Annotated in this window: 16 protein-coding genes; 15 read left to right on the top strand and 1 reads right to left on the bottom strand. The window is 66.0% G+C overall.

Annotation, left to right across the window (positions count from 1 at the left end; genetic code table 11):
* Positions 1-36: 36 nt before the first annotated feature.
* The 15 genes from B5520_RS15215 to B5520_RS15145 all read left to right on the top strand — a co-directional run bounded on the left by B5520_RS15215 (position 37) and on the right by B5520_RS15145 (position 19983).
* Complete coding sequence (locus B5520_RS15215) at positions 37-1719, top strand: ABC-F family ATP-binding cassette domain-containing protein (RefSeq protein WP_079597976.1); 1683 nt, start codon at positions 37-39, stop codon at positions 1717-1719.
* Between the two features lie 158 nt (positions 1720-1877).
* Positions 1878-2651 (top strand): DeoR/GlpR family DNA-binding transcription regulator, encoded by a 774-nt coding sequence (locus tag B5520_RS15210; protein WP_079597923.1) that lies wholly within the window; start codon positions 1878-1880, stop codon positions 2649-2651.
* Positions 2648-3859: an MFS transporter gene (locus tag B5520_RS15205; protein ID WP_079597922.1), complete on the top strand. Its 1212-nt coding sequence runs from the start codon at positions 2648-2650 to the stop codon at positions 3857-3859. Before B5520_RS15210 ends, B5520_RS15205 begins: the two co-directional genes overlap by 4 nt.
* A 113-nt stretch (positions 3860-3972) precedes the next feature.
* Positions 3973-5469: a bifunctional phosphatase PAP2/diacylglycerol kinase family protein gene (locus B5520_RS15200; RefSeq protein ID WP_079597921.1), complete on the top strand. Its 1497-nt coding sequence runs from the start codon at positions 3973-3975 to the stop codon at positions 5467-5469.
* Between the two features lie 170 nt (positions 5470-5639).
* Positions 5640-6587, top strand: a complete 948-nt coding sequence (locus tag B5520_RS15195) for an ABC transporter ATP-binding protein (RefSeq protein ID WP_079597920.1) — start codon at positions 5640-5642, stop codon at positions 6585-6587.
* Positions 6588-6592: 5 nt separating this feature from the next.
* Positions 6593-7489 carry an ABC transporter permease gene (locus B5520_RS15190; protein ID WP_079597919.1) on the top strand — a complete coding sequence of 299 codons (897 nt, stop codon included), beginning with the start codon at positions 6593-6595 and terminating at the stop codon, positions 7487-7489.
* A 26-nt stretch (positions 7490-7515) separates the two neighbouring features.
* Positions 7516-8850 (top strand): sensor histidine kinase, encoded by a 1335-nt coding sequence (locus B5520_RS15185; protein ID WP_254865590.1) that lies wholly within the window; start codon positions 7516-7518, stop codon positions 8848-8850.
* A complete protein-coding gene (locus B5520_RS15180) occupies positions 8847-9539 on the top strand; it encodes a response regulator (RefSeq protein ID WP_079597917.1) in 693 nt (230 codons plus the stop codon). The genes B5520_RS15185 and B5520_RS15180 overlap by 4 nt, the downstream gene beginning before the upstream one ends.
* Before the next feature lie 64 nt (positions 9540-9603).
* A complete protein-coding gene (locus B5520_RS15175; RefSeq protein WP_079597916.1) occupies positions 9604-10521 on the top strand; it encodes an intradiol ring-cleavage dioxygenase in 918 nt (305 codons plus the stop codon).
* 10 nt (positions 10522-10531) lie between these two features.
* Positions 10532-11833 carry a M18 family aminopeptidase gene (locus B5520_RS15170; protein WP_079597915.1) on the top strand — a complete coding sequence of 434 codons (1302 nt, stop codon included), beginning with the start codon at positions 10532-10534 and terminating at the stop codon, positions 11831-11833.
* A 547-nt stretch (positions 11834-12380) separates the two neighbouring features.
* Complete coding sequence (locus B5520_RS15165; RefSeq protein ID WP_079597914.1) at positions 12381-12920, top strand: GtrA family protein; 540 nt, start codon at positions 12381-12383, stop codon at positions 12918-12920.
* The gene (locus B5520_RS15160; RefSeq protein ID WP_079597913.1) at positions 12917-15982 is read left to right on the top strand and encodes a galactose oxidase early set domain-containing protein; all 3066 of its coding nucleotides are present in this window, start codon (positions 12917-12919) and stop codon (positions 15980-15982) included. The genes B5520_RS15165 and B5520_RS15160 overlap by 4 nt, the downstream gene beginning before the upstream one ends.
* 2 nt (positions 15983-15984) lie before the next feature.
* Positions 15985-16698: a hypothetical protein gene (locus B5520_RS15155; protein WP_079597912.1), complete on the top strand. Its 714-nt coding sequence runs from the start codon at positions 15985-15987 to the stop codon at positions 16696-16698.
* Positions 16699-16777: 79 nt separating this feature from the next.
* Positions 16778-18445, top strand: a complete 1668-nt coding sequence (locus B5520_RS15150) for a glycosyltransferase family 2 protein (RefSeq protein WP_176156887.1) — start codon at positions 16778-16780, stop codon at positions 18443-18445.
* Positions 18442-19983 (top strand): ArnT family glycosyltransferase, encoded by a 1542-nt coding sequence (locus tag B5520_RS15145; RefSeq protein WP_079597910.1) that lies wholly within the window; start codon positions 18442-18444, stop codon positions 19981-19983. Before B5520_RS15150 ends, B5520_RS15145 begins: the two co-directional genes overlap by 4 nt.
* Positions 19984-20114: 131 nt before the next feature.
* Here B5520_RS15145 and B5520_RS15140 read toward each other — a convergent pair whose 3' ends face one another.
* Entirely contained in the window at positions 20115-22808 is a 2694-nt protein-coding gene (locus B5520_RS15140; RefSeq protein ID WP_079597909.1) for a LuxR family transcriptional regulator, read from the bottom strand.
* Positions 22809-22823: the final 15 nt, after the last annotated feature.

Here is a 22823-nt window from a genome sequence, read left to right as displayed (position 1 = left end):
CGTCAACCCGACGGGCCGCGTGGGAAGATGGACTGCGTGGCCCATATTGACGTTTCCGGTATCGATTACTTTCTCTCCGACGGCACGCAGCTGCTGAACGGGGTGACCTTCAAGGTTCCGGATGGCACCAAGACGGCGCTGATCGGACCCAACGGGACGGGAAAAACCACTCTTTTCCGGATCATCGCCGGCGACCTCACCCCGGACGAGGGCGTCATCGGACGGTCCGGAAACATGGGCATCATGCGCCAGTTCGTGGGCCAGGTCCGGGACGAATCCACCGTGCGTGACCTGCTCGTGTCCGCAGCACCGCCTGCCTTGGCTGCCGCCGCCCGCGAGGTTGACGAGGCCGAACTGGCCATGATCGAGCACGACGACGAACCCACCCAGATGCGCTACGCGCAGGCCATCGTGGACTGGGGCGACGCCGGAGGCTACGACGTGGAGACCGTCTGGGACGAGGTCTGCATGGCCGCGCTGGGACTCCCCTTTGACCGCGCGCAGCACCGCCCGGCGTCGAGCCTCTCCGGCGGTGAGCAAAAGCGCCTGGTCCTGGAGGCACTCTTCGCCGGACCGGACGACCTCCTGCTCCTGGACGAACCGGACAACTACTTGGACGTGCCCGGTAAGCGCTGGCTCGAGGACAAGCTCAACGAGTCCAGGAAAACCGTCTTCTTCATCAGCCACGACCGTGAACTGCTGAACAACGCCGCCGGGCGCATCGTGACCCTGGAGCCCGGAATCAACGGCGCTGCGGCCTGGATCCACGGCGGCGGATTCGGCTCGTATGTGGAGGCGCGGGCGGACCGGAACGCCCGTTTCGAGGAACTCCGCAAACGCTGGGACGAGGAGCACGTCAAGCTCAAGGAACTCGTCAATATGTACAAGAACAAAGCTGCCTTCCGCTCGGACATGGCCAACCGCTACCACGCGGCCCAGACCCGCCTCGCGAAGTTCCTCGAGGCGGGCCCGCCCGAGGCGCTGCCCATTGAGCAGAACGTGCACATGCGGCTCAAGGGCGGCAGGACTGCCAAACGCGCCATCGTGGCCGAACGGCTGGAACTGACCGGGCTCATGAAGCCGTTTTCCACAGAAGTCTGGTTCGGCGACCGCGTGGGCGTCCTCGGCTCCAACGGCTCGGGCAAGAGCCACTTCCTCCGCCTGCTGGCCACCGGGGGCACCGACCCCGAGCGCGAGCACCTGCCGGTGTCCGACGTCGAGATCGCCGAAGTTCCCCACGAGGGCACGGTAAAACTCGGGGCCCGCATCCGGCCGGGATTCTTTGCCCAGACCCACGTGCGCCCGGATCTCCTGGGCAAGACACTCCTCGAGATCCTGCACCGCGGCGACGAGCACCGTTCCGGTCTTGGCCGTGAGGCCGCCGCCGGGGCGTTGGACGGTTACGGGCTGGCAGGACAGTCGGAGCAGAAGTACGAGTCCCTCTCGGGCGGCCAGCAGGCACGGTTCCAGATCCTGCTGCTGCAGCTTAGCGGAGCCACCCTGCTGCTGCTGGACGAGCCCACGGACAACCTGGACCTGCACTCCGCGGAGGCGCTGGAGCGGGCCATTGACCACTTCGAGGGGACGGTCCTGGCGGTCACGCACGACCGCTGGTTCGCCCGCACGTTCGACCGCTTCCTGGTGTTCGGCTCCGACGGAAAAGTGTACGAATCAGACGAGCCGGTCTGGGACGAGCAACGGGTGGTGCGCGCCCGCTAACCCCGGACGCTCTCTCACTTTTCGCGGGTTTTTCCGCGACGCTCTCTCACCTTTCGCGGGCTTTCCCGCCACGCTCCATCACCTTTCGCGGTTTTTGTACGAACACCGGCCTTGCGCACGCTGGTGATTAAATAATCATTCATTGCTAGCATTTGATCATGAAGACGGACGAGCGGCATCGCACCATTGCAGAGATGCTGCGCAAACGATCCGAGGTCAGCGTGGATGAGCTGATCCTCGCCTGTGATGCGTCCGGGGCGACGATCCGGCGCGACCTTGAAGTCCTGGCCGCCAACGGTGTCCTGCGGCGCATCCACGGCGGAGCCAGAAGCCTCATAGTCCACGGCGGGAACCCGGGTTACGGCCAGCGCGAGCTGGAGGACCAGGACGTCAAGAAGCGGATTGCAACGGCCGTTGCCAAGCTTTTGCGGGACGGTGAACACGTATGGCTGGACAGCGGCAGTACGGCCACGGAGGTGGCACGCGCCGTGGCTGGCAGGGACCTGACGCTGATGCCCATGTCTCTAAGATCGCTCAATGCTGCAGCCGGTGAGGAAGGCGGTGCCGGTGTCCGCCCATCGCTCCTCTTGCCCGGCGGAAACCTGGTCCCCGGGGAACTGTGCTTCCGGGGCCCGCTGGCAGAGTCAAACATCCGGTCCCTGCGTTTTGACACCGCCGTTGTTACGCCCTGCGCGGTGGATTTCAAGGACGGCCTGCTTGCGCACGACCTGGAGGATGCGGCGGTAAAACGCGCAGGCCTCGAAGCCGGCGCACGTGTGGTGCTGGCAGCCGCTGCGGCCAAGTGGCGCGCGCAAGCAAGGGTACTTGTGGCAAGCCTGGAGCGGGTAGATGTGATGGTGACGGACAAAGATTTCAGCGCCGAAGAGCGCGCACAACTCGATAAATACTCAGTGGAAGTAGTGAATGTATGAGCCTGAATACCGGCACGGCACATGAAGCGGGATTAAAAGCAGCAGCGGTGGCCACATTCGTGGTCTTTGGCATCAACGGCCTGGTCTTTGCGAGCTGGGCTGCACGAATTCCGGCAGTCACCGAAACGTTGCAGATCACCTCGGGCCAGATGGGGACGCTCCTGCTGTGCACCGCCGTCGGCTCACTGCTCGCGCTGCCCACGGCCGGCCTGGTGGTGGGCCGGCTGGGAACGGCCAATACTGTCCGTTTAGGCGGGCTGCTGGCCGCCGCAGCGGGTACCGGCATCGCCCTGTCACTGGCCGTCGCATCGATTCCCGGCACGGCCGTCTCCCTGTTCTTCTTCGGCATCGCCATCGGCCTGTGGGATGTGTCCCAGAACATCGAGGGGGCCGACGTTGAACACAAAATGCGCCGCACCATCATGCCGCAGTTCCACGCAGCATTCAGCGGCGGCGCCTTCGTGGGCGCGCTTATCGGCGCGGGACTTTCTAACCTGGGCGTGGACCTTCCCGTGCATCTGCTGGTCATCGTCGGCATCGTCGTTGTGGTCACCATGATCGCTCCCCGCTACTTCCTGCCACACATCCCAACGGCCACCCCCGCCGGCGAAGCGAAGCCCGCCAAGGGACCCTCCGCATGGCGGGACAGCCGCACCCTGCTCATCGGTGTTGTGGTCCTGGGGGCGACCCTGACAGAAGGCGCCGGAAACGACTGGATTGCCAAAGCATCGGTCGACGGACTCGGAACCTCAGAGTCAACCGGTGCACTGATGTTTGCCCTCTTCGTCCTGGCCATGACAGCCATGCGGTTCTTCGGCGGCCAGGTCATCGACAAGTACGGCCGCGTCGCCGTACTGCGGGCCAGCATGGCGGCGGCCGCCGCCGGTCTTTGCCTCTTCGTCCTCGCCGGGAACGTTTGGCTGGCCGCAGCTGGTGCCGCGCTGTGGGGCGTCGGAGCAGCGCTGGCATTCCCAATGGGAATGTCCGCCGCTGCCGACGACCCGAAGCACGCCGCGGCACGGGTATCCGTTGTATCCACACTCGGTTATATCTCGTTCCTCGCCGGCCCTCCCCTGCTGGGGTACCTCGGGGACCTCACCGGTATCCACCTGGCGTTGCTTGCGATCCTGGCCCCGATTCTCCTGGCACTCTTGCTGGCCGGTGCAGCCAAGCCGCTCAAAACGAAGCAGTCAGCTGAAGCCGCGTAAGCCGGACCTGCGAGAGCGTTCCGGGTTTCGCCGCAACAGGTGATGGAGCGTTGGGGTTTTAAGCCCTAAAGGTGATGGGGCGTCCGTGCCGGCGGTGGCGGTAGGGTGAGGGCATGCACAGAACATGGCGTAACAGCCATCGATGGATCGGGCGGCTGGATAGATACCTTGTAAAGCATGTTTCCGATCTGCCGGGCGGCAACCACGACGACTTTTTCCGCAGGCTCTCGGCTTCGGGCAACCATGGGAAGCTCTGGATTGCGGCGGCCGCCGTGATGGCCGCTTTCCCGGGAAAGACCCGCCGGGCAGCCCTGCATGGTTTGCTGGCCCAGGCTGTGGCATCGGCTGTGACCAACGGCGTCTTCAAAACGCTGCTCCCCCGCACCCGGCCGCTGCCGGAGCACCTTCCGGTGTTCAGGTTTGTCCATCCCCAACCCACCAGCTCCTCCATGCCGTCGGGACACTCGGCGTCAGCCGTGGCGTTTGCCGTGGGAGTGGGCCTGGTCCGGCCCGCCCTGGGCGCCGCCCTGGCGCCGGCGGCCCTGGGAGTGGCCTACTCCCGGGTCCACACCGGGGCGCACTGGCCCTCGGACGTCTTCTTTGGCTCAGCGCTGGGGGCAGGAGCAGCGTTGGTAACCCGCAGGTGGTGGCCGGTCCGTCCACCCTTCCCGCAGCCCGCGCGGACCTGGACCCCTGCGCCCGAACTGCCGGGAGGCGAGGGCCTCAGCATCGTAGTGAACACCCTGGGTGGCTCGTTCAGGGAAGAGACGGCCGCCGCACTCAAAGAAGTATTCCCGAAGGCGCATATCAACACCGTTCAGCCCGACGATGAGCTGCTGGCGCAAATCGCTGCAACTGCGGACTGGCCGGGCACCCGCGCCCTCGGTGTGTGGGGCGGCGACGGCACCGTGGGCGCAGCAGCCGCGGCCGCCGTCGAACGTTCCATCCCCCTCCTGGTCCTCCCGGGCGGGACGCTCAACCATTTTGCCCGCGACGCAGGAACAGGAAGCCTCAAGGAAGCCGTTGCGGCCGCCTCCAGGGGCGAGGCCGCGTTGGCGGACATCGGCATTGTCGCCGTGGAGCGCGGGCTCGCGGGACAGCCTGAAGTTGCGGAGCTGATCATGTTGAACACGTCCAGCATCGGCCTCTACCCGGACCTGGTGCGGCGGCGCGAGCAGTTGCAGCCAGCGCTCGGGAAACCACTCGCCGGCGTTGTGGCGATGATCAGGACCTTCGCCGCGGGGACGCCCGTCACTCTCACGGTGGACGGTGTCCTGCACAAGGTGTGGATCGCCTACCTGGGGCGGGGCCGCTACTATCCCCGGGACCACGCGCCGCTGCTCCGCCCGGTCCTGGACGACGGGGTCCTGGACGTCAGGCTGATCACGGCCGATGAATCATTTGCGCGGCTGCGGCTCCTGTGGTCGGTGCTGACCGGAACGGTGGCAGGTTCGCGGATCACCCACCTGAGGGAGGCAACTGAGGTCCGCATCGACGCCGGCGGGGCACCCATGGCGTTGGCGGTGGACGGCGAGGCCTTGGCCGGTGTGCGCAGCGTGAAGTACAGCGTGGTTCCCCGTGCCCTGGCCTACTACACGCCCCACTCCTAGGAGAGCGGGCCGCCTGTTGGGCTGACGGTCATCCACGGGGACTACCCTGAGTTGCCCCTGAATCATCCCTGAGACAGGCGAAATGGGGCATCGGCATCGGTAGCGTAAGGGGTACACCGCGTACCTGAACCCATCCGCAGCCCTGCGCTGCCGTCCGAAGGAACATATCCATGATTGAGGCAAAAGACCTGGCCAAGGTCTATGGCGCGAAAACCGCCGTGGCCGGAGTCAGTTTCACTGTCAGGGCAGGGCAAGTCACCGGCTTCCTGGGCCCCAACGGCGCCGGTAAATCCACCACCATGCGCATGATCATGGGACTGGACCGGCCGACGTCGGGATCCGTCACGGTGAATGGGCTGCCCTACGCGCACCACAAGGCGCCGCTCCACGAGGTGGGTGCCCTGCTGGACGCCAAGGCCGTGCACACGGGCCGCAGCGCATACAACCACCTCCTGGCCATGGCTGCCACGCACGGCATCCCCAAGGCGAGGGTCCATGAGGTCATTGAGATGACCGGCCTGGATGCCGTGGCAAAGAAGAAAGCCGGCGGCTTTTCGCTGGGCATGGGGCAGCGGCTGGGCATCGCCGCCGCCCTCCTTGGCGACCCGCAGACGCTCATCCTGGACGAGCCGGTCAACGGCCTGGATCCCGAAGGCGTCCTCTGGGTGCGGAACCTGGTCCGCTACCTGGCGAACCAGGGCAAAACCGTCTTCCTCTCCTCGCACCTTATGAGCGAAATGGCCCAGACCGCCGACCACCTGATCGTCATCGGCCGCGGCCGCATCATCGCCGACGCCCCTGTCCAGGAAATCATCGCCGGCACCCGCCAGTCCAGGACGCTGGTCCGCACGGACTCCGCCCCGCAGCTTTCTTCACTGCTGGCAGGAGACGGCGTCACCGTGGACCAAAGCGAACCGGAAACCCTGACGGTGACCGGCATCGGGCCGCGCGAAATCGCGGAGGTGGCGCTCCGCAACGGTGTCCTGGTGTACGAACTCACGCCGCAGGTTTCGAGCCTGGAAGACGCCTACTTCGACCTCACCAAGGACGAAGTTGAATACCACTCGCACCTGACCGGAGGACCTGCCCTGGCCTCCCCGGCGACGGCAGGAAAGTAAGGACCATGAGCACCCACACATCAACCGCTGCCGCCCCCGCCCGTTCCTCAGCAGGGTCCCACGGCGTCACTTTCAGCGGCGTACTCCGCTCCGAATGGATCAAACTCTGGTCCCTGATGTCCACCCGCATCCTGCTGTTGCTCACACTGGTGGCCATCGTGGGCGTGGGAGCCCTGGCCGTCCTGATCCGCTACACATTCCTGGACGAGATGATCCGCAATGCCAGGGACCAGGGCCAGACCTTGACCCCTGAAATGATGGAACAGACGTTCCCGCCGGGATCCGGATTCGACCTCTACAACCTGCCCAACGCCGGCCTGCAGATCGGCATCCTGGTCCTCGGATCCCTGGCGGTGCTGTTCATGTCCTCCGAATACGCCACCGGCATGATCCGTTCCACCATGAATGCCGTTCCGCGCCGCACACCGGCCTTCGTTGCCAAGGCCATCATTCTTGCCGTGATCTCGTACGTCATCACCACCATCGCGGGCGTGGCCACGTTCCTGATCGCCATGCCGGTGTTCCAGAGCATCGGCTTCGACCTGGACTGGTCCACCGACGGTGTGCTGTACAGCATCTTCACCGGCGGCCTCTATGTGGCGGGCGTTGCCCTGATCGGACTCTCGCTGGGAACCCTGCTGCGGAACTCGGCCGGCGGCATCACCGTGCTGGTAGGCATCTTCTTCGTCCTGTCCATTGCCGCGAGTTTCCTCACGCTCATCCCCGGCGACTTCTGGAAGTACGTCCCGCAGTACATTCCCAGCGACGCCGGCGGACGGTTCCTGTCCATTGGCCACACGGACGGCGTGATCGATCCATGGCAGGGCGGCCTGATCTTCCTGGGTTACGTGCTGCTGTTCCTCATTCCGGCCATGATCGTGCTGAAGAAACGCGACGTCTGACCCGTATGAACCAGGGGGGACCAGCAATGGACGCGGCAGCCGGACAGGCTGACGCGTCCTTTGCCGAGCTCACGGCCCGCCGCCGGGGACTTGTCCGGCGGTATCTCTACCAGCACCCGCGCGTCATGGATGCGGTGGTGGCGCTGGGCTATGCACTGCTGGTGACGCCGACAGTGGTTGATGCCGTCATCTCCGGCAACTGGCCCGCGGCAGCCCTGCTGGCGGCGGTGGCGGCGGCGATGTTCTTTCGCCGGGCCCACCCGGTAGGCCTGGTGGCCTTCGTGGCGGTGGTGGAGGTGGCCGTTACGCTGCTGCATCCCTGGGGCTCCAACGTCTCCGCCGGGCTGTGGTTCTCGCTTTATGCCGTGGCCGTGGTCCACACCCGCCGGTTCGCGCTGATCACCATGGCGGTGGCCACCGCGCCGCTGGCTCTCCTCTACCTGCTGGCCGCCGTGGGTACCCACACCCACCCCATGGAAAGCTCCTTCGTCCACGACGTGGGGGCCAACCCGGGCGACTTCAACCTCCTGACCAGCATTGCCACCGGTGCCAGCATCGCGCTGTCCAACGTCATCGCCACCGGCATCGGCATCGGCGTGAAGCAACGGCGGGAACACGAGCAGGAGGTGGCGGCCTGGGCGGCACGGACAGCCCGCCTGGCTTCGGTCAACGAACGGAACCGGATCGCCCGGGAAATGCACGACGTCGTTGCCCACTCGCTGACGGTGATGATCAGCCTGTCGGACGGGGCCGCCGTCGTGGTCCGGAAAGACCCGGGACGCGCCGGTGACGTGCTGGGCGAGCTGTCCCGAACGGGCCGCACCGCCCTTGCCGACATGCGGCGCGTACTGGGCGTCCTTCGGGATGATGCCGGCGCAACCGCCCCCAGGCTGCCGATCGCCGCCGGGAACAGCCTGGCCAAGCTGCTGGAAGGGTTCCGCACGGCCGGGCTGCCGCTGCACTACTCCCACAGCGGCCCGGCGTTGCCCGATGATGCCGCCTTCCAGCTCACCGTCTACCGGATCGTCCAGGAGTCGCTCACCAACGTGCTCCGCTACGCCAGGTCGCTGGGCCGGGTGGACGTCAGCATCGTCCGGTCCGGTTCCACGGTCACCATTGAAGTGCTCGACGACGGCGCGGGGGTTCCGGGGCAGCAGCCCAGTGAGGGAGGCGTCCAGGGCGGCTCCTACGGAACGGGCCAGGGGCTGGCAGGGATGGCGGAGCGTGCGCGCATTTACGCCGGCACGGTGGAGGCCGGTCCAACCGGCCGCGGCTGGCGGGTCCACGCCGTGCTGTGCTGGCCGGGCGATGACCAGCCGGAACTCAGTCCCTATCCGCACGAACTGCAAGGCAAGGTATGACCGAAAACGCCCCGATCACCGTCCTGCTGGTGGATGACCAGCCCCTGCTGCGGATGGGTTTCCGCCTGATCCTGGAAGGCGAGGAGGACCTGCGGATTGTGGGTGAGGCGTCCGACGGCGCCGAGGCCATCCGGCTGGTGGGCGAGCTGAACCCGGATGTGGTGCTGATGGACGTCCGGATGCCTGTCCTGGACGGCATCGAGGCAACCCGGGCCATCACCGCCACCGGCTCCTGCGCCCGGATCATCATCCTGACCACCTTCGATGTGGACGAGTATGCCTTCGCCGGTCTGCAGGCAGGTGCGTCCGCGTTCCTCCTGAAGGATGCGGCGCCGTCGGACCTGATCAATGCCGTCCGCGTGGTGGCCAGCGGCGACGCCGTGGTGGCGCCCCGGATCACCCAGCGCCTGCTCGAAACGTACGTCCGCGGCTCGGCCCGGCCGGCACCTGCCGCGCCCGCACCGGACCCCCTGCTGGCAGACCTCACGCCGCGGGAGACGGAGATGCTGGAGGCGATGGCTGAAGGTCTTTCCAATGCTGAAATTGCCCACCGCTACTTCCTGTCCGAGGCCACCGTCAAGACGCATGTCCGCCGGATCCTCACAAAGCTGCACCTCCGCGACCGCGTCCAGGCAGTGGTCTATGCGTATGAGACCGGCCTGGTGGTCCCCAGCAACCCGGACTACTGATACAGATCTATGCACGGCTGATACGGACCTATGCAAGGCACGCGTGGTGGCCTTTGATGGAGTCATGACCACTTTCCGCACGCCCGAAGATCCCGGCGCGGACGCCAGACAGCCGCATCCGAACCATGACCGGGGACTCGACTTCGACCTGTCAACGATGATGAGCCGCCGTTTCCTTGGAAGGTTCCTTGGCGCGGGCGGCGCCGTGGCAGCCCTGGCTGCCTGCACGCCCGGGCAAGGCACACCAGCCGGCCCGTCGCCGTCGTCCGTTTCCCCCTCCCCGGCCGCCCCGGCACCTGGCGGGATAGTGCCCGCTCCGGCCAGCCCCACGGTAACCCGGGCGATTACAGAGTGCGGTGTAGACATCCCCAAGGAAACGGCAGGGCCCTTCCCGGCCGATGGCTCCAACGGACCGGATGCACTGACAGCCTCCGGAGTGGTCCGCCGCGACATCACGTCAAGTTTCGGTGCCTTTTCCGGCAAGGCGGAAGGCGTCCCGCTGACCTTCACCCTGACACTCCTGGACAACGCGAACGGATGCCGGCCGCTGGCCGGGGCGGCCGTTTATGCCTGGCACTGCGACCGGGACGGGAAGTACTCCATGTACGACTCCGGCCTGGCCAATGAAAACTACCTCCGCGGTGTCCAGGAAGCGGACGCCAACGGTCAGGTGACCTTCACATCGATCTTCCCCGGCGCCTATCCGGGCCGCTGGCCGCACATCCACTTTGAGGTGTTCGAGTCCATGAGCAATGCCACCACGGCGGGGCAGGTGCTGGCCGTTTCCCAGATTGCCCTCACGCAGGCGGCCTGTGACGACGTTTACGCCACTTCCGGGTATGAGGGGAGCGTGGCCGCGATGCGTCGCACCACCCTGCAGTCGGACAGCGTCTTTCGGGACGACGGCGGCATTTACCAGCTCGCCACGATGACCGGATCGGCGGCGCAGGGGTACACGGCGGGGCTTAACGTAACCATCTAGACTCGGGAGCATGCCTTTCGATTCCTCCGCCGCAGACCACATCCGGGACCTTGGCGCCTATGTCAGCGCATCGCCGTCGAGCTTTCACGCGGTCCGCGAGGCGGGCCGGCGGCTGGAGGACGCGGGGTTTACAAACCTTGATGAGCTGGAGCCGTGGGAGGGCGGGCCGGGCTCGTTCTTCATCATCCGCGACGGCGCCCTGATCGCGTGGGTGGTTCCGGGGGGCGCAGGACCCACCACCGGATTCAACATCCTGGGGGCCCACACCGATTCGCCGTCCTTCAAGCTCAAACCCAAGCCGACCACCGGCGCCCACGGCTGGCTCCAGGCCGGTGTGGAGGTGTACGGCGGTCCGCTCCTGAACTCCTGGCTTGACCGGGAACTGCAGCTTGCGGGCCGGCTGGTGATGCTGGACGGCACCGAGCACCTGACGGAAACCGGCCCCCTGCTCCGGTTTCCGCAGCTGGCCATCCACCTGGACCGGGCCGTCAACGAGGGGCTCACCCTTGATAAGCAGCGGCACATGAACCCGGTGTGGGGGCTGGGCAACCCGGCTGATTTTGACCTGCTGGACGTTTTGGCTTCTTCTGTGCCTGATGCTTCCGTGGATCCTGCACGCATTGGCGGGTACGACGTCGTTGTTGCGGACACGCAGGCCCCTGCGGTTTTCGGGGGCTCAGGTGAGTTCTTCGCATCCGGGCGGCTGGACAACCTTTCGTCCACCCATGCGGGGCTTGCTGCGTTGATTTCGCATGCCTCCGGTGGGGCTGCTTCCGGGCCCATCGCCGTCCTTGCCGCCTTTGACCATGAGGAGATCGGCTCCAACTCCCGCTCCGGCGCCTGCGGGCCCATTCTGGAGGATGTTCTGGTGCGCATCTCCGACGGCCTGGGGGCTTCGGTGAGCCAGCGGCGGCAGGCGATGTCGGCGTCGTTCTGCGTCTCGGCAGACGCCGGGCATGCGGTACACCCGAATTATGCGGAACGGCACGACCCCGCCAACCACCCGGTGCTCAATGGCGGGCCGCTGCTGAAGATCAATGCGAACCAGCGGTATGCGACGGACGCGCCTGGCGCCGCGTTCTGGGCCCGGCTCTGCTCCGAGGCCGGCGTGCCGTTCCAGGAATTCGTCTCCAACAACGCAATTCCCTGCGGTTCCACCATCGGTCCGTTGACGGCCACGCGGCTGGGAATTCGTACGGTGGATGTTGGGGTTCCGCTGTTGTCCATGCACTCCGCCCGGGAGCTGTGCGGCGTGGAGGATCCGCGGCGGCTGGCGGCCGTGACGGAGCTGTTTTTCCGGACGGCAGCCTAGGGCTCGGCCTGCGGCTCCCCCAAAGTGGGCGTGACACGCCAGAGTGTGTCACATGAATGCCGGACGCGGCCTTGGACGGACAGCCCGGCCGCCCGATCTGAAATTTGCGGGTCAGGCCCGATCCCTCTCTGCTGAGCACGAGCCGATTCACAAGTTCCCCGGCCCCCGGTGAGCAGCTTGGCGTCCTTTTATTGCAGACACCACCCGGTTGAGTGCGGATAGCCACATAAAGCACCATCCAATCAAATGCGGCTGCGTGCCAGTTGACCGCGCCCCTCGTTCTGCCGCGCCCGCATCTGCGGGCTGTCGTACCCGCGATGTTGGCAGAAGATTCTGCAGCCGGCAGGACGAGGCCATGCCAGCTATCTACGGCCCATCAGCCGTGTTCTTGTAATGCCCGATACCGCAGTTTCCGCAGGTTCCACATCGAACCAGCCATATGCCCGCACCGGTGTCCACTCGCGAGGCCAAATAGCGTCCCACCCTGCCTAGCTTGAAGGCAGTACGACGCCTCGGCAGCATTTTCGAGCTCAGGACAACGGTGAATATGACTACTCCTTCCCTTCAGGACACGCACTTTGCCCCCGCCGCGTCGCCGGTGGGGTCCGGCCGACGCTCGGGAAAAATGACCGTCAGTCCAATGGTCGCCCGGATGTCCAGGTTCGCAGCTGTGGGGGCATTCGGCACAGTGCTCAACCTCGTGATCATGTCAATCATGCTCGGCTTGGGAACGCACTACCTTGCAGCGGCGTTCGTGGCCACGGAGCTGACAATCCTGAGCAACTTCCTCATGCAGGAGCGGCTGGTGTTCCACGATATGCGTGAGCGCCGGCCCTTCTGGCAGCGCTTCGCAGCCAGCTTCGGCTTCAACAACATCGAGACAGTCGTCCGCATGCCAGTGCTTGTGCTCCTGGTGCACCTGCTGCTCATCCCCGGCCTTGTCGCCCAGGCCGTGACCCTGGCGGCCGCGTTCCTGGTCCGCTTCGCCTTCACGTCCCGCGTCGTCTACCGGGTGCGCCCCTCGGCCAGCGTTCCTGCGCTGGTCCCTGCCACCGCCATCACCCCGGTCGGAGTGGAATCGGCATGAACCGTCGCGCCCGCCCCCGCTTCGCAACCCTCACGGCTGCGGCCAGCCTGGCTGCGACAGGGCTTATTGTCCTGTCCCCTCCCGCTCAGGCAGCCTTGCCTACGGGCATTCTGGTGGCCCCGGCCAACAACAGCACCCACGTTGCCGGTGCCACCATGCAGCTGAGCGCCACCGTTGAGGACACCTCAGGTCCCACCGGCCCCACAGCCGGTGTCCGCCAAGTCGAGTGGTGGCTGTATGCCGACAAGAACCATGGCGCCCCAACAGATTTCTCCGACCAATACCCCAATAACGTCGAGGACAAGATCAACCTCGGTGTGGCTGCGGCGCCCGCCTCGGGCACTGCAGCGAATGGCACCTTCGAGGCCAGCTTCACCGTGCCCTCGGGCGGGACCATCGCTGTGGCCTGGGACGGCGACCACACCACCCCGATCCCAGGCGGGCAGACCCGTCAGTACACGCTGCCTTCGGGCACCTACCGTGTCCAAGCCCACCTCCAGGACGACGAGTGGCTGGCCAACCCAGGAACACCCGGCCTGACGCAGGTCCACACGATTACCCTCGACACCGGTACCGCGCCCCCTCCTCCTCCGCCGCCGGGGGATGCCACCAATCTGGTGTCCAATGCTAACTACGCCACGGGCACGGGCATCCCGACCTGCTGGATGGAGGGGTCCTGGGGTACGCACAGCCGCTCCGGCGTGCTGTCGGCCACGGATGTCCCGGCCGGGTTCCCGGCTGGCACGCGCAGCTTTGCCTACACGGTGAGTGGCTACCAGAGCGGTGACGCAAAGATCATGGCATCGGACGCGGCAGGTTGCGCCCCGACTGTCAGCCCTGGCACGAGCTACACCCTTGGCGTGCAGTACAAGTCGACGGTGGCAACCAATGCCATCCCGCTCTTCACTGCCACTTCCACTGGTGGCTGGCAGTACTGGACAACTCTGCGCACCCTGCCCGCAGCTGGTGGTTGGACGCAGGTCACAGCACCAGTGCCTGCCATCCCGGCAGACACCACGCGGCTGTCATTCGGAATGGCAGCGATCGGCAACGGCACCGTCATGTCAACGGGCTGGACGCTCACAGCTGGTTCACCTCCTCCGCCGCCTCCGGAGACCACCAACCTCGTGGTTAACGGCAACTATGCGACGGGCGCGGGCATTCCTACCTGTTGGATGGAGGGGTCCTGGGGTACGCAGAGTCGCACCGGTGCGCTGTCGGCCACGGACGTCCCGGCCGGGTTCCCGGCTGATACGCGCAGCTTCGCCTACACCGTAAGCGGCTACCAGAGCGGGGATGCCAAGATCATGGCGTCGGACGCAGCGGGATGCGCCCCAACCGTCAGCCCGGGCACGAGTTACACCCTCGGGGTGCAGTACAAGTCCACGGTCGCCACCAACTCAGTCCCGCTGTTCACCGCAACATCCACAGGCGGTTGGCAGTACTGGACAACGCTGCGCACCCTGCCCGCCGCCGCTGGCTGGACGCAGGTCACCGCGCCGGTGCCCGCCATCCCGGCAGACACCACGCGGCTGTCGTTCGGAATGGCAGCGATCGGCAACGGCACCGTCATGTCGACGGGCTGGACGCTCACAGCTGATGGGGGCACCACCACGCCCCCGCCCACCACAGACCCGCGCGCCACCACGGGTGAGTGGGAGATCGCCTCGATCACACTGCCTAACCGGGGGATCCACCAGACGCTGCTGCGTGACGGGCGGGTCCTGGTGATCGCCGGATCGGGCAACGATGAGGGCAACTTCCGGGCAGGTCAATTCACGACGCACGTCTGGAACCCCACGACCGGCGCGATGACCCAGGTCCCCACCCCGGAGGACATGTTCTGCGCCGGGCACGTCACACTGCCCGACGGCCGCATCCTGGTCCAGGGCGGGACCAAGGAGTGGTGGACGCCGACCACCAGCTTTAAAGGTTTGCGCTCGTCCTACATCTTCGACCCCGCGACGAACCAGTTCACACGGACCAATGACGCCAACGAGGGCCGCTGGTACCCGACCCTGACCAAGCTGGAGAACGGAAACGTCTGGATGGGGGGCGGCCTCACCGACGCCGCGGGCGCACATGGTGCACACACCACGGAGATGTTCAACTCCGCCACCAACTCCTGGCTGCCCACCGCGCAGGTGCCCCAGACCTGGAGCTACTGGGGCGAGTACCCGCACATGTTCCTGCTGGGCGATGGACGAATGTTCTACACCGGGGCGCATACCTTCGGTGACCAGCGACCGGGCAGCGGGTCGTCGCTTTACGACTGGCGCACAGCCCAGGTCGCCGACGTACCGGGCCTGCGGGACAAGGACCTGCGCGACCACGCCGGTTCCGTGCTGCTGCCGCCGGCGCAGAACCAGCGCTTCATGATCGCGGGCGGTGGCTACATCGACCGGGGTGCGGCTCCCACCAACACGGTGGACCTCATCAACATGAACGAGACCAACCCGACCTGGCGCCCCGGCCCGGACTTGCCCGGCCGCGGCCGTCAATACCTCAATCTCACCAACATGTTCGACCGGACGGTCCTGGCCTCCAACGGGGCCGCCGGCAACCGCACGGGCAACATCAGCGCGGCCTCGATCTTCAACCCGGCGACCAACGCCTGGACTACCGTCCCGGCTGACCCGGTGGGGCGTAACTACCACTCGATGAACCTGCTCCTGCCCGACGGCCGGGTCATGATCCTCGGTTCCAACCCGATCGACGGTTCCGTGGAGATGCGCGTCTCGATCTACAACCCGCCATACCTGTTCCGGGGCACCCGGCCCACGGTGTGGTCAGCCCCGGCGGACGCAACCTACGGGCAGTCAATCAGCCTCGAGGTCACCGGGAACGTCACCAGCGCCTCACTGACAAGCCCGATGTCATCAACCCACCAGATGGACACCAACTCCCGCCTGGTGGACCTGCCGATCACCGGCAACGGCACCACCAGGACCGCCCTCGTCCCAAGCAACGCAGCTCTGCTGCCACCCGGGCCGTACATGCTCACGGTCCTGGACGACAAGGGGGCCGTCTCAGAGGCCCGCTGGATCACGATAGGACGATAAGGATGAAAAAGCGCAGGACGCTGGCCGCCGGAATGGTGGCCCTGGCCTCCACCCTCGGGCTCATCGGAATGGTCGGCACAAGCGTAGCCGCCCCCGGGGATTCCCCGGCCGCCACACACTCGCAGCACTCAACCCATGCTCAGGCAGGCGGCCAGGGCGGTGCTTCGTCCACAACGAACCCCGCGTCAAACGGCACCACGCCCGCCGCCGCTTCGGCACTGCCCGACGTGGCCTCTGTCGGCGCCCGGCCGGGCAACGGCAAGCAGCAAAGCCTCAGTGACGCCCTTGCCGAGCCGCATGGTGTTGCCTCTGCCGACAACGGGCCGGGCAACGGCAAGCAGCAAAGCCTCAGCGACGCCCTGGCCCAACCGCACGGTCCGGCAGCAGCGGGCGTGACCCCCGAGAGCGCGGGGGTCAACGACGGCACCACCAAGCAGGCTTCCGGCCTCGCGATGCGCTCCCTGGTACGCGGGGAACAGGACGCCGGAGTCAACGACGCCGCCCGCACCGGCGGTTGTGCACCCGGCTACGGCGACGGGCGCTCCTGCCTACCGGTCGCCCCACCCAGCGCCGCCCAGCACGCCGGTTACAACATCAAGGTGGCTTGGACCTGCACGGAACTGCTGACGCTCTTCCCGCAGGGCATCCCCCTCCAGGTCCGGGGCACCGACCCCCTGGGCCTGGACACGGACGGCAACGGCATCGCCTGCGCCTGAGGACCATCTCCGAGCCATGCCGGATCACTGGACCAGAGTGACCCAGCCTGGTGCCCACGCCTTCCCCGTCTGGAGTGACATGACATCGCTCGCCATCCGCACCGTACCGCCACAGCCCACGGTTGTGGCACCGCCGAACGACCAGGAAAAGTACGCCTACATCAAAGGATCCCAGCACCGCTGGTTCTTCTGGGCGCACGCCTTGGCGTTCCTGGGCATCGCCATCAGCTTCTACGGCTTCTCGCGCATGGAACACTGGACGCTGGTCTTCCTCATCCCGCTGGTGTTCTACGCCGCGGAGACGCTGCTGGGCCTGCGCACATCGACCTACAGGCGCAACGTGACCCTGCCGGACCACCTGTTCATGGTCGAGACGTGGGCTCCCGTGAAGTACCCCTCGGTCGATGTGTTTTTGCCCACCGCCGGTGAGCCGCTGGACATTCTCAAGAACACCTACTCTTACGTGTCCAAGCTCGACTACCAGGGAACCGTCAAGGTCTACGTCCTGGATGACATGGGCCGTGAGGAGGTCCGGGCTGCCGCCACAGCACACGGCTTCGAGTACGTCGCGCGTCCGGGCAGCGAGTTCAAGAAGGCGGGCAACCTGCGCTACGCCTTCGACCGCACGGACGGCGACGTCATCGCGATCTTCGACGCCGATTTCGTGCCACGCCCGGACTTCCTTTCCGAGCTCGTGCCCTACATGGACGACACCTCTATCGGCATCGTGCAGAGCCCACAGTTATTCTCTACCCCCAAATCCATGCACTGGCTGGAACGGGCAGCTGGCGCAACCCAGGAGATCTTCTACCGCCTCATCCAGGTCAGCCGGGACTCGGTCAACGCGGCAATCTGTTGCGGCACATCAGCCCTGTACCGCCGGGCCGCGCTGGAGAAGATCGGCGGGTTCCCCCCGATTGCGCACTCTGAGGACGTGTTCACCGGCATCGCGATGGGCAAGGCCGGCTACCGGCTCCAATACGTCCCGGTAAACCTTTCCCAGGGGATCTGTCCGGACACCATCGACTCGTTCATAAGCCAGCAGTACCGGTGGTGCGAGGGCTCGATGGAGCTCGTCAGGAGCGAAGAGTTTCACACCAGCTCGGGTCTGGACGTGCGCCAGCGGCTCTCATATTGGTCTGGCTTTTTGTACTACGCCACCACGGCGATGAACGCGTTCTTCGCCCCGCTGCCCATCCTCATCATGATCCTGGTCTTTCCCCAGTACATGGCAGCCGCGAACTTCCTTCCCCTCTTGCCGCTGCTGGCACTGTGGGTCGTGGTTTACCCCCTGCTGCTTTCGTCGCGCTGGAGGCTCGATGTGCTGCGGGCGCAGCTCATCTACTCCTTCGCCCACGCTGTGGCAATCTTTGACGTCTTCTTCGGGCGGCCCTCGGAATGGGTTCCCAGCCACGGCAGTACCAAGCCGGCCCTGTTGGCGGTGACGGTCAAACGCCTCATCGTCGGGTACGTCGGTGTCACATTCGGCGCGGTCCTGGCAGGGCTCGCCTGGCGGCTGTCCCAGCCGGAGTACGCGATGGCCGACTGGTGGGCCGCCGTGGTTTTCGTGGGGGTAAATGCGTACGTCTTCGTGCCGGTGTTCCTGCTGGCGCTGGGTATCGACCTGCCGCGGGTCAAGCTGCCTTCCCGCAAGCTGCGCAAGCAGGCTGACGTCAACGGACAGCTGCGCAACCCGGTTGATATCTTCCGGGGCATCAGCGGGAACAAGAAGGGTGCTCGCGCATGACCGCCATCGCTCCCAGCCGCCCCGAGGCGAGGGTCCCCGTGTGGGGGCTGGCGATCGCCTCTTTCCTGCCCGCGAAAGTACGACCCGCCGCCCGCTCCTGGATGCGGCACCTGCCACTGGGCCTGATCCTGCTCATTCAGGCAATTGCGAGCCTGCGGCTGAGCAATACCATCCACCGCGACGAAGGCCTGTACATCTGGACCGGCTACCGGATCGTCGAGAACTGGCTTCAGGGTACGCCGCTGTTCGACGAGCCTGCCCACTACTTCTCTGGGGCCCCGGTGCTCTACCCGGTCATCGCCTCGGTCCTGGACCGGGTTGGCGGCCTCGAGCTGGTGCGCATCTTCAGTCTGTTGTGGATGCTCGTTGCGACAGCCGCGCTCTACGCCGCAGCAAAGCGACTCTTCCACGCTCAGGCGGCATTCTGGACGGCCGCCGCCTTTGCCGTGGCGAGTCCGACCTCGTTTCTCGGGCATTTCGCAACCTTCGATGCCATGGCCCTGTCCCTGCTCGCTATGGCTATGGCTGCCGGAGTCCGGGGGGTCCAAACGCGCCGGTTCGCCTGGGCGCCAGCGGTGGGCCTGCTGCTCACGGTCGCCGTCGTTTCCAAGTACGCGGCCCTTATGTTCGTTCCGGTGGTGCTGGCGGTCATATTGCTGTCCTCGCGCCAGCGCTGGCGCAGTGTCAGGTTCACTGCCACGGCTGGTATGGTCGCCGCCGCGACCCTCGCCGCCCTGGCGTTCACCGTCGGCAGCCCTGCCATGGAGGGACTGATCACCACAACGACTGACCGGAATGTAATCAACAACACGCCCTGGCAGGATATAGCGATGCTGACCACGAGGAGCATCTGGCCATACTTGGTGGTCGGCCCGGTTGCGGCTGGGTATGTTGCGGTGAAGCTGCGCCGGCCGCTCCTGGCCGCGACGTTGGTCGGGGCCATGCTCGCTCCGGCCATCTATCAGGCATACATCGGTGAGAGTGTTTCGCTGGAAAAGCACTTGGGTTTCGGGCTGCTGTTCGTCTCCCTGGCAATCGGAGCCCTCTTGTCCGCTCGTATCGTCCACCCGGCCCGCAGACTGGTGTCGGTGGCCATCGTTGGAATCCTGGCCATCGCCGGTCTGGCCGAGAGCCACCGACTGTACGGCGGGTGGTCCAGCACAGAGAAGCTCTCAGACATCATGGCTTACTCCTGGGACGCGACGCCCTACATGCGGACTCTGGGTGACGTCGTGGAGCCCATGCGTTACCGGTTCATGCACGATACGGAGGTCTGGCAGTTCACCACGACGGACTGGATCTACTATGACGGTCAGCATGGCATGGAGGCAGCCGAAAACGGGCTGCGTGACCGCTACTGGCAGTACGTCTACTTCAACGGAGCCACACCGGCGAGCCGTGAACTCATGCCGCGGATGGAGTCATTTGGCTATGAGCTCACAAATACGATCGCCCTCCACAACGATTACGGCACCGACACCTACTACATCTGGGAAAACTACGAGCCTCCCCGGGGGGCAGCAGCAACCGAGCGATGACGGCGAGCCAACACGCCGCCAGCCAGAGTTGTGCGCGGCCGGCGACGCTGCATTCTGGCTGATTTGATGCGATGCTCACAAGGCAAAATGCCCTGATCCCGCCACCCAGCCGAACCCGTCAATCCTGTGTCCTAGAGAACCGGCAAGACGTACTGTTGCCGGGACGGGGTCTCCTTGCTGGCCGCCAAGGCGGTCAACTGTGCCCGCGATTCCACTCCCAGCTTTCGGTAGATGGCAGTAAGGCGCACTTCCACGGTCCGGACGGAGACGAACAGCTTGGCGGCAATTTCCTTATTCCGCATGCCGCGGGCCACCATTTGTGCAAGGGCACGTTCATGGTCTGCGAGCATCAGCAACGCCGGGTTGCCGGCACTGCGGGACGGCTCCACCCGTTCGTCCAGAAGGAGGGCGTCAACAAGGTGGGTCCAGGCATGCGCTCCGGCCTCGTCAAACAACACCTTCGCGCACAACAGCCGGTCCCTGGCCTCCCGCAGCTGGCCCAAGGCGCCCAGCCGCTCGGCGTAGCACAGCAAAGTCCGGGCACGCTCCAGGAGCGAATCGTGGCCGGTTCTGCTCTCCAGGGCCTGGTTGAACAGCTGAAGCGACTGCTCCCCGTCGGCCAGCATCGCGCGACTGCGGGCAACAGTGGTGAACAGCCAGGGTGACCGCAGCCCAACGGAACGGGCTTCCAGGCGCTGCAGGGCCTGCGTTGCCTCACGGTGCCGGCCCAGCCGGATGAGGACCTCCACGAGGTCCGGCTCACACCGCAGCAGCGTTGGATTGCCAAAACCCATGCCGATCTCCGCCGCGCGGGACAACTGGGCAAAGGACTCCGCCAGGTCTCCCCGGAGGAGGGCAAAGTGGCCCTGGCAGGCAGCGAGCTGGGCGCTGATGGCCGGGTGGCTTTCCGCGCCCGAGTAGCGCTGCGCCTCAAGGGCGTACCCTTGCGCCAGCGCCTCGTCGCCCAGGGCATGGGCGCGCCAGAGCCGGAAGACATGCCGCATGCCTCGGTGGTACTTCATTTCAGGTTCATGGCGTTCGAGGTCATCAATGAGTTCGACAGCCACACGCACGTTACCCGCACGGATCTCGTTGTCCACCGCCAGGAACAGTGCGGTTTGCCGCCAGATGGTGTTGCTTGCCCCCGCAGTGCTCCGCACCAAGGCGAATGCTTCCCGCGCATGATCGTAGCGCTCCGCGTAGCTGAGGGAACGCCCCTGAACCAGGAGGCTGGGCATGCGGGCGTTTCCCGCCGGCTCGTGCTTCCTGCTGACGTTGCCGGTGTCTCCGCCCATGGCAGCTGTCAGCAGTTTGGCGCGGTCAGCAATGGCCAGGCTCTCAGCCGATGCTGAGCCGTGGAAGTCCGCCCCTAAGCGGAGAAGTTCTGCGGCGTCCTTCGGCTCCCAGCGTTCGGCGTAGTAGAGGGCGGCGCCGGCCAGCAGGCTGGCCGCATAAGCCGGGTCATGCTGGCCACATTCCTTCACCAGGCGCTGCACCATGCTCGAATGGACCGTCCCGCCCTGGACGAACTCGATCTCGAATGACAGGCCGGTCAGCCGGAGGATCAAGGCGGGGTTGTGCGTAACCCGCTGCGCCCAGTCCAGGTAACGCCGGGCGTAGACGAACTCGCCCCGGTGGAACAGAAGCTCCGCCAGGGTGGTGAGGCGGGCCGCGGTTTCGGCTTCCCACGGATTGATGGTGAGGGCCCGTTCGATGTACTCCACCGCGAACGGCACTTCCCCTCCCCGGATCAGGCCCACCGCGCTGCGGAGCAGCCCAAAGGGGGTCTGCCGTTCGAGGGTGGTGAAGCTCAGGTGCCAGCGGCGCGCGTAGGGGTCGGTGGCTTCGGAGGCCTGCGCCAGGGCCCGGTGGCCGGCTGTGCGGACGGCCGGCGTCATGCCGGCGAAGACATAACCGCGGAGCAGTTGGTCCCGGATCGCCAGGTGTGGCCCGGACCTGCTGACCATACCGGTGGCCAGCAGTTCGTCCAACCCGGCCCAGGCATCCGGGCTGACTTTCTCCAGGGTGGCGATGTCAGTGCGGCAGGACAGCGAGAGCAGGTCCAGGACGTGGCGCGCGCCCGGCGACAGCGTGCCCACGGCGGACGCGTATTCGGCTTCAAAGCTGCCCTTGCAGGGCAAGGGTACGGGCAGGGCATATTTGCCCTCCGCCTGCCGTTCCAGCAGCCGGTGGTAAAGCTCGACGGCGGCGAGCGGGTTTCCCAGGGTGGCTGCGGCAACCGCGTGGGCCGCCGCCGTCGTGGTGTGCCGCCCGGGCATTGCCTCCAGCATCCGCACACTGTCGCAGTAGCTCAGGGCAGCAAGCTGCAGGGTCGGCAGCCCGCTGAAAGGGCTGTCCTGGATGTCTTCGCGGACACTGAGAAACAGCGCGATGTCCGTTCCGGAAAGCCGCCGGGCCAGGAAACCAATGACGGCCTGGCTGCCGGGATCCAGCTGGTCTGCGTCATCGATCACAATGACGGTCCGGGACGATGAGCGCTGGCACAGGGCGTTGAGGAGCATGCTCGACACCACTGGCACGTTCATGGTTCCGGCGGCGTCGCGCAGGAGCTCATCGCTGATCCGGTTCAGGACGGGCTCGTCCATGCCGTTGAGGAGGGCCGTGAGCCCCGAGAGCGGCCAGTCCGACTCCGCAGCACTGGCGCCCAGGAAGACCGTACGGTAATCGCTCAAGGTGGGAATCTCGGACAGCAGGGCAGATTTTCCCGCCCCGCGTCCACCCGCCACCGTGAGGGCGGACTCCTTGGGGCCCCGGATGACCGAAAGGATCCGGTCCAGTTCTTTGCTTCGGCCAATTAAGGACATGCGGTCTCCCCATCA

This window comes from Arthrobacter sp. P2b, assembly GCF_900168295.1.
In the GTDB taxonomy this organism is placed as follows: Bacteria; Actinomycetota; Actinomycetes; order Actinomycetales; family Micrococcaceae; genus Arthrobacter.
Note: the sequence above shows the minus strand (reverse complement) of the source record. Positions and strands in the feature narration are given on the sequence as shown.

Bases quoted from the DNA above. Each gene is read 5' to 3' on its own strand.
- B5520_RS15210 (WP_079597923.1), top strand. From the start codon at position 1,878: ATGAAGACGGACGAGCGGCATCGCACCATTGCAGAGATGCTGCGCAAA.
- B5520_RS15205 (WP_079597922.1), top strand. From the start codon at position 2,648: ATGAGCCTGAATACCGGCACGGCACATGAAGCGGGATTAAAAGCAGCA.
- B5520_RS15200 (WP_079597921.1), top strand. From the start codon at position 3,973: ATGCACAGAACATGGCGTAACAGCCATCGATGGATCGGGCGGCTGGAT.
- B5520_RS15195 (WP_079597920.1), top strand. From the start codon at position 5,640: ATGATTGAGGCAAAAGACCTGGCCAAGGTCTATGGCGCGAAAACCGCC.
- B5520_RS15190 (WP_079597919.1), top strand. From the start codon at position 6,593: ATGAGCACCCACACATCAACCGCTGCCGCCCCCGCCCGTTCCTCAGCA.
- B5520_RS15185 (WP_254865590.1), top strand. From the start codon at position 7,516: ATGGACGCGGCAGCCGGACAGGCTGACGCGTCCTTTGCCGAGCTCACG.
- B5520_RS15180 (WP_079597917.1), top strand. From the start codon at position 8,847: ATGACCGAAAACGCCCCGATCACCGTCCTGCTGGTGGATGACCAGCCC.
- B5520_RS15175 (WP_079597916.1), top strand. From the start codon at position 9,604: ATGACCACTTTCCGCACGCCCGAAGATCCCGGCGCGGACGCCAGACAG.
- B5520_RS15170 (WP_079597915.1), top strand. From the start codon at position 10,532: ATGCCTTTCGATTCCTCCGCCGCAGACCACATCCGGGACCTTGGCGCC.
- B5520_RS15165 (WP_079597914.1), top strand. From the start codon at position 12,381: ATGACTACTCCTTCCCTTCAGGACACGCACTTTGCCCCCGCCGCGTCG.
- B5520_RS15160 (WP_079597913.1), top strand. From the start codon at position 12,917: ATGAACCGTCGCGCCCGCCCCCGCTTCGCAACCCTCACGGCTGCGGCC.
- B5520_RS15155 (WP_079597912.1), top strand. From the start codon at position 15,985: ATGAAAAAGCGCAGGACGCTGGCCGCCGGAATGGTGGCCCTGGCCTCC.
- B5520_RS15150 (WP_176156887.1), top strand. From the start codon at position 16,778: ATGACATCGCTCGCCATCCGCACCGTACCGCCACAGCCCACGGTTGTG.
- B5520_RS15145 (WP_079597910.1), top strand. From the start codon at position 18,442: ATGACCGCCATCGCTCCCAGCCGCCCCGAGGCGAGGGTCCCCGTGTGG.
- B5520_RS15140 (WP_079597909.1), bottom strand. From the start codon at position 22,808: ATGTCCTTAATTGGCCGAAGCAAAGAACTGGACCGGATCCTTTCGGTC.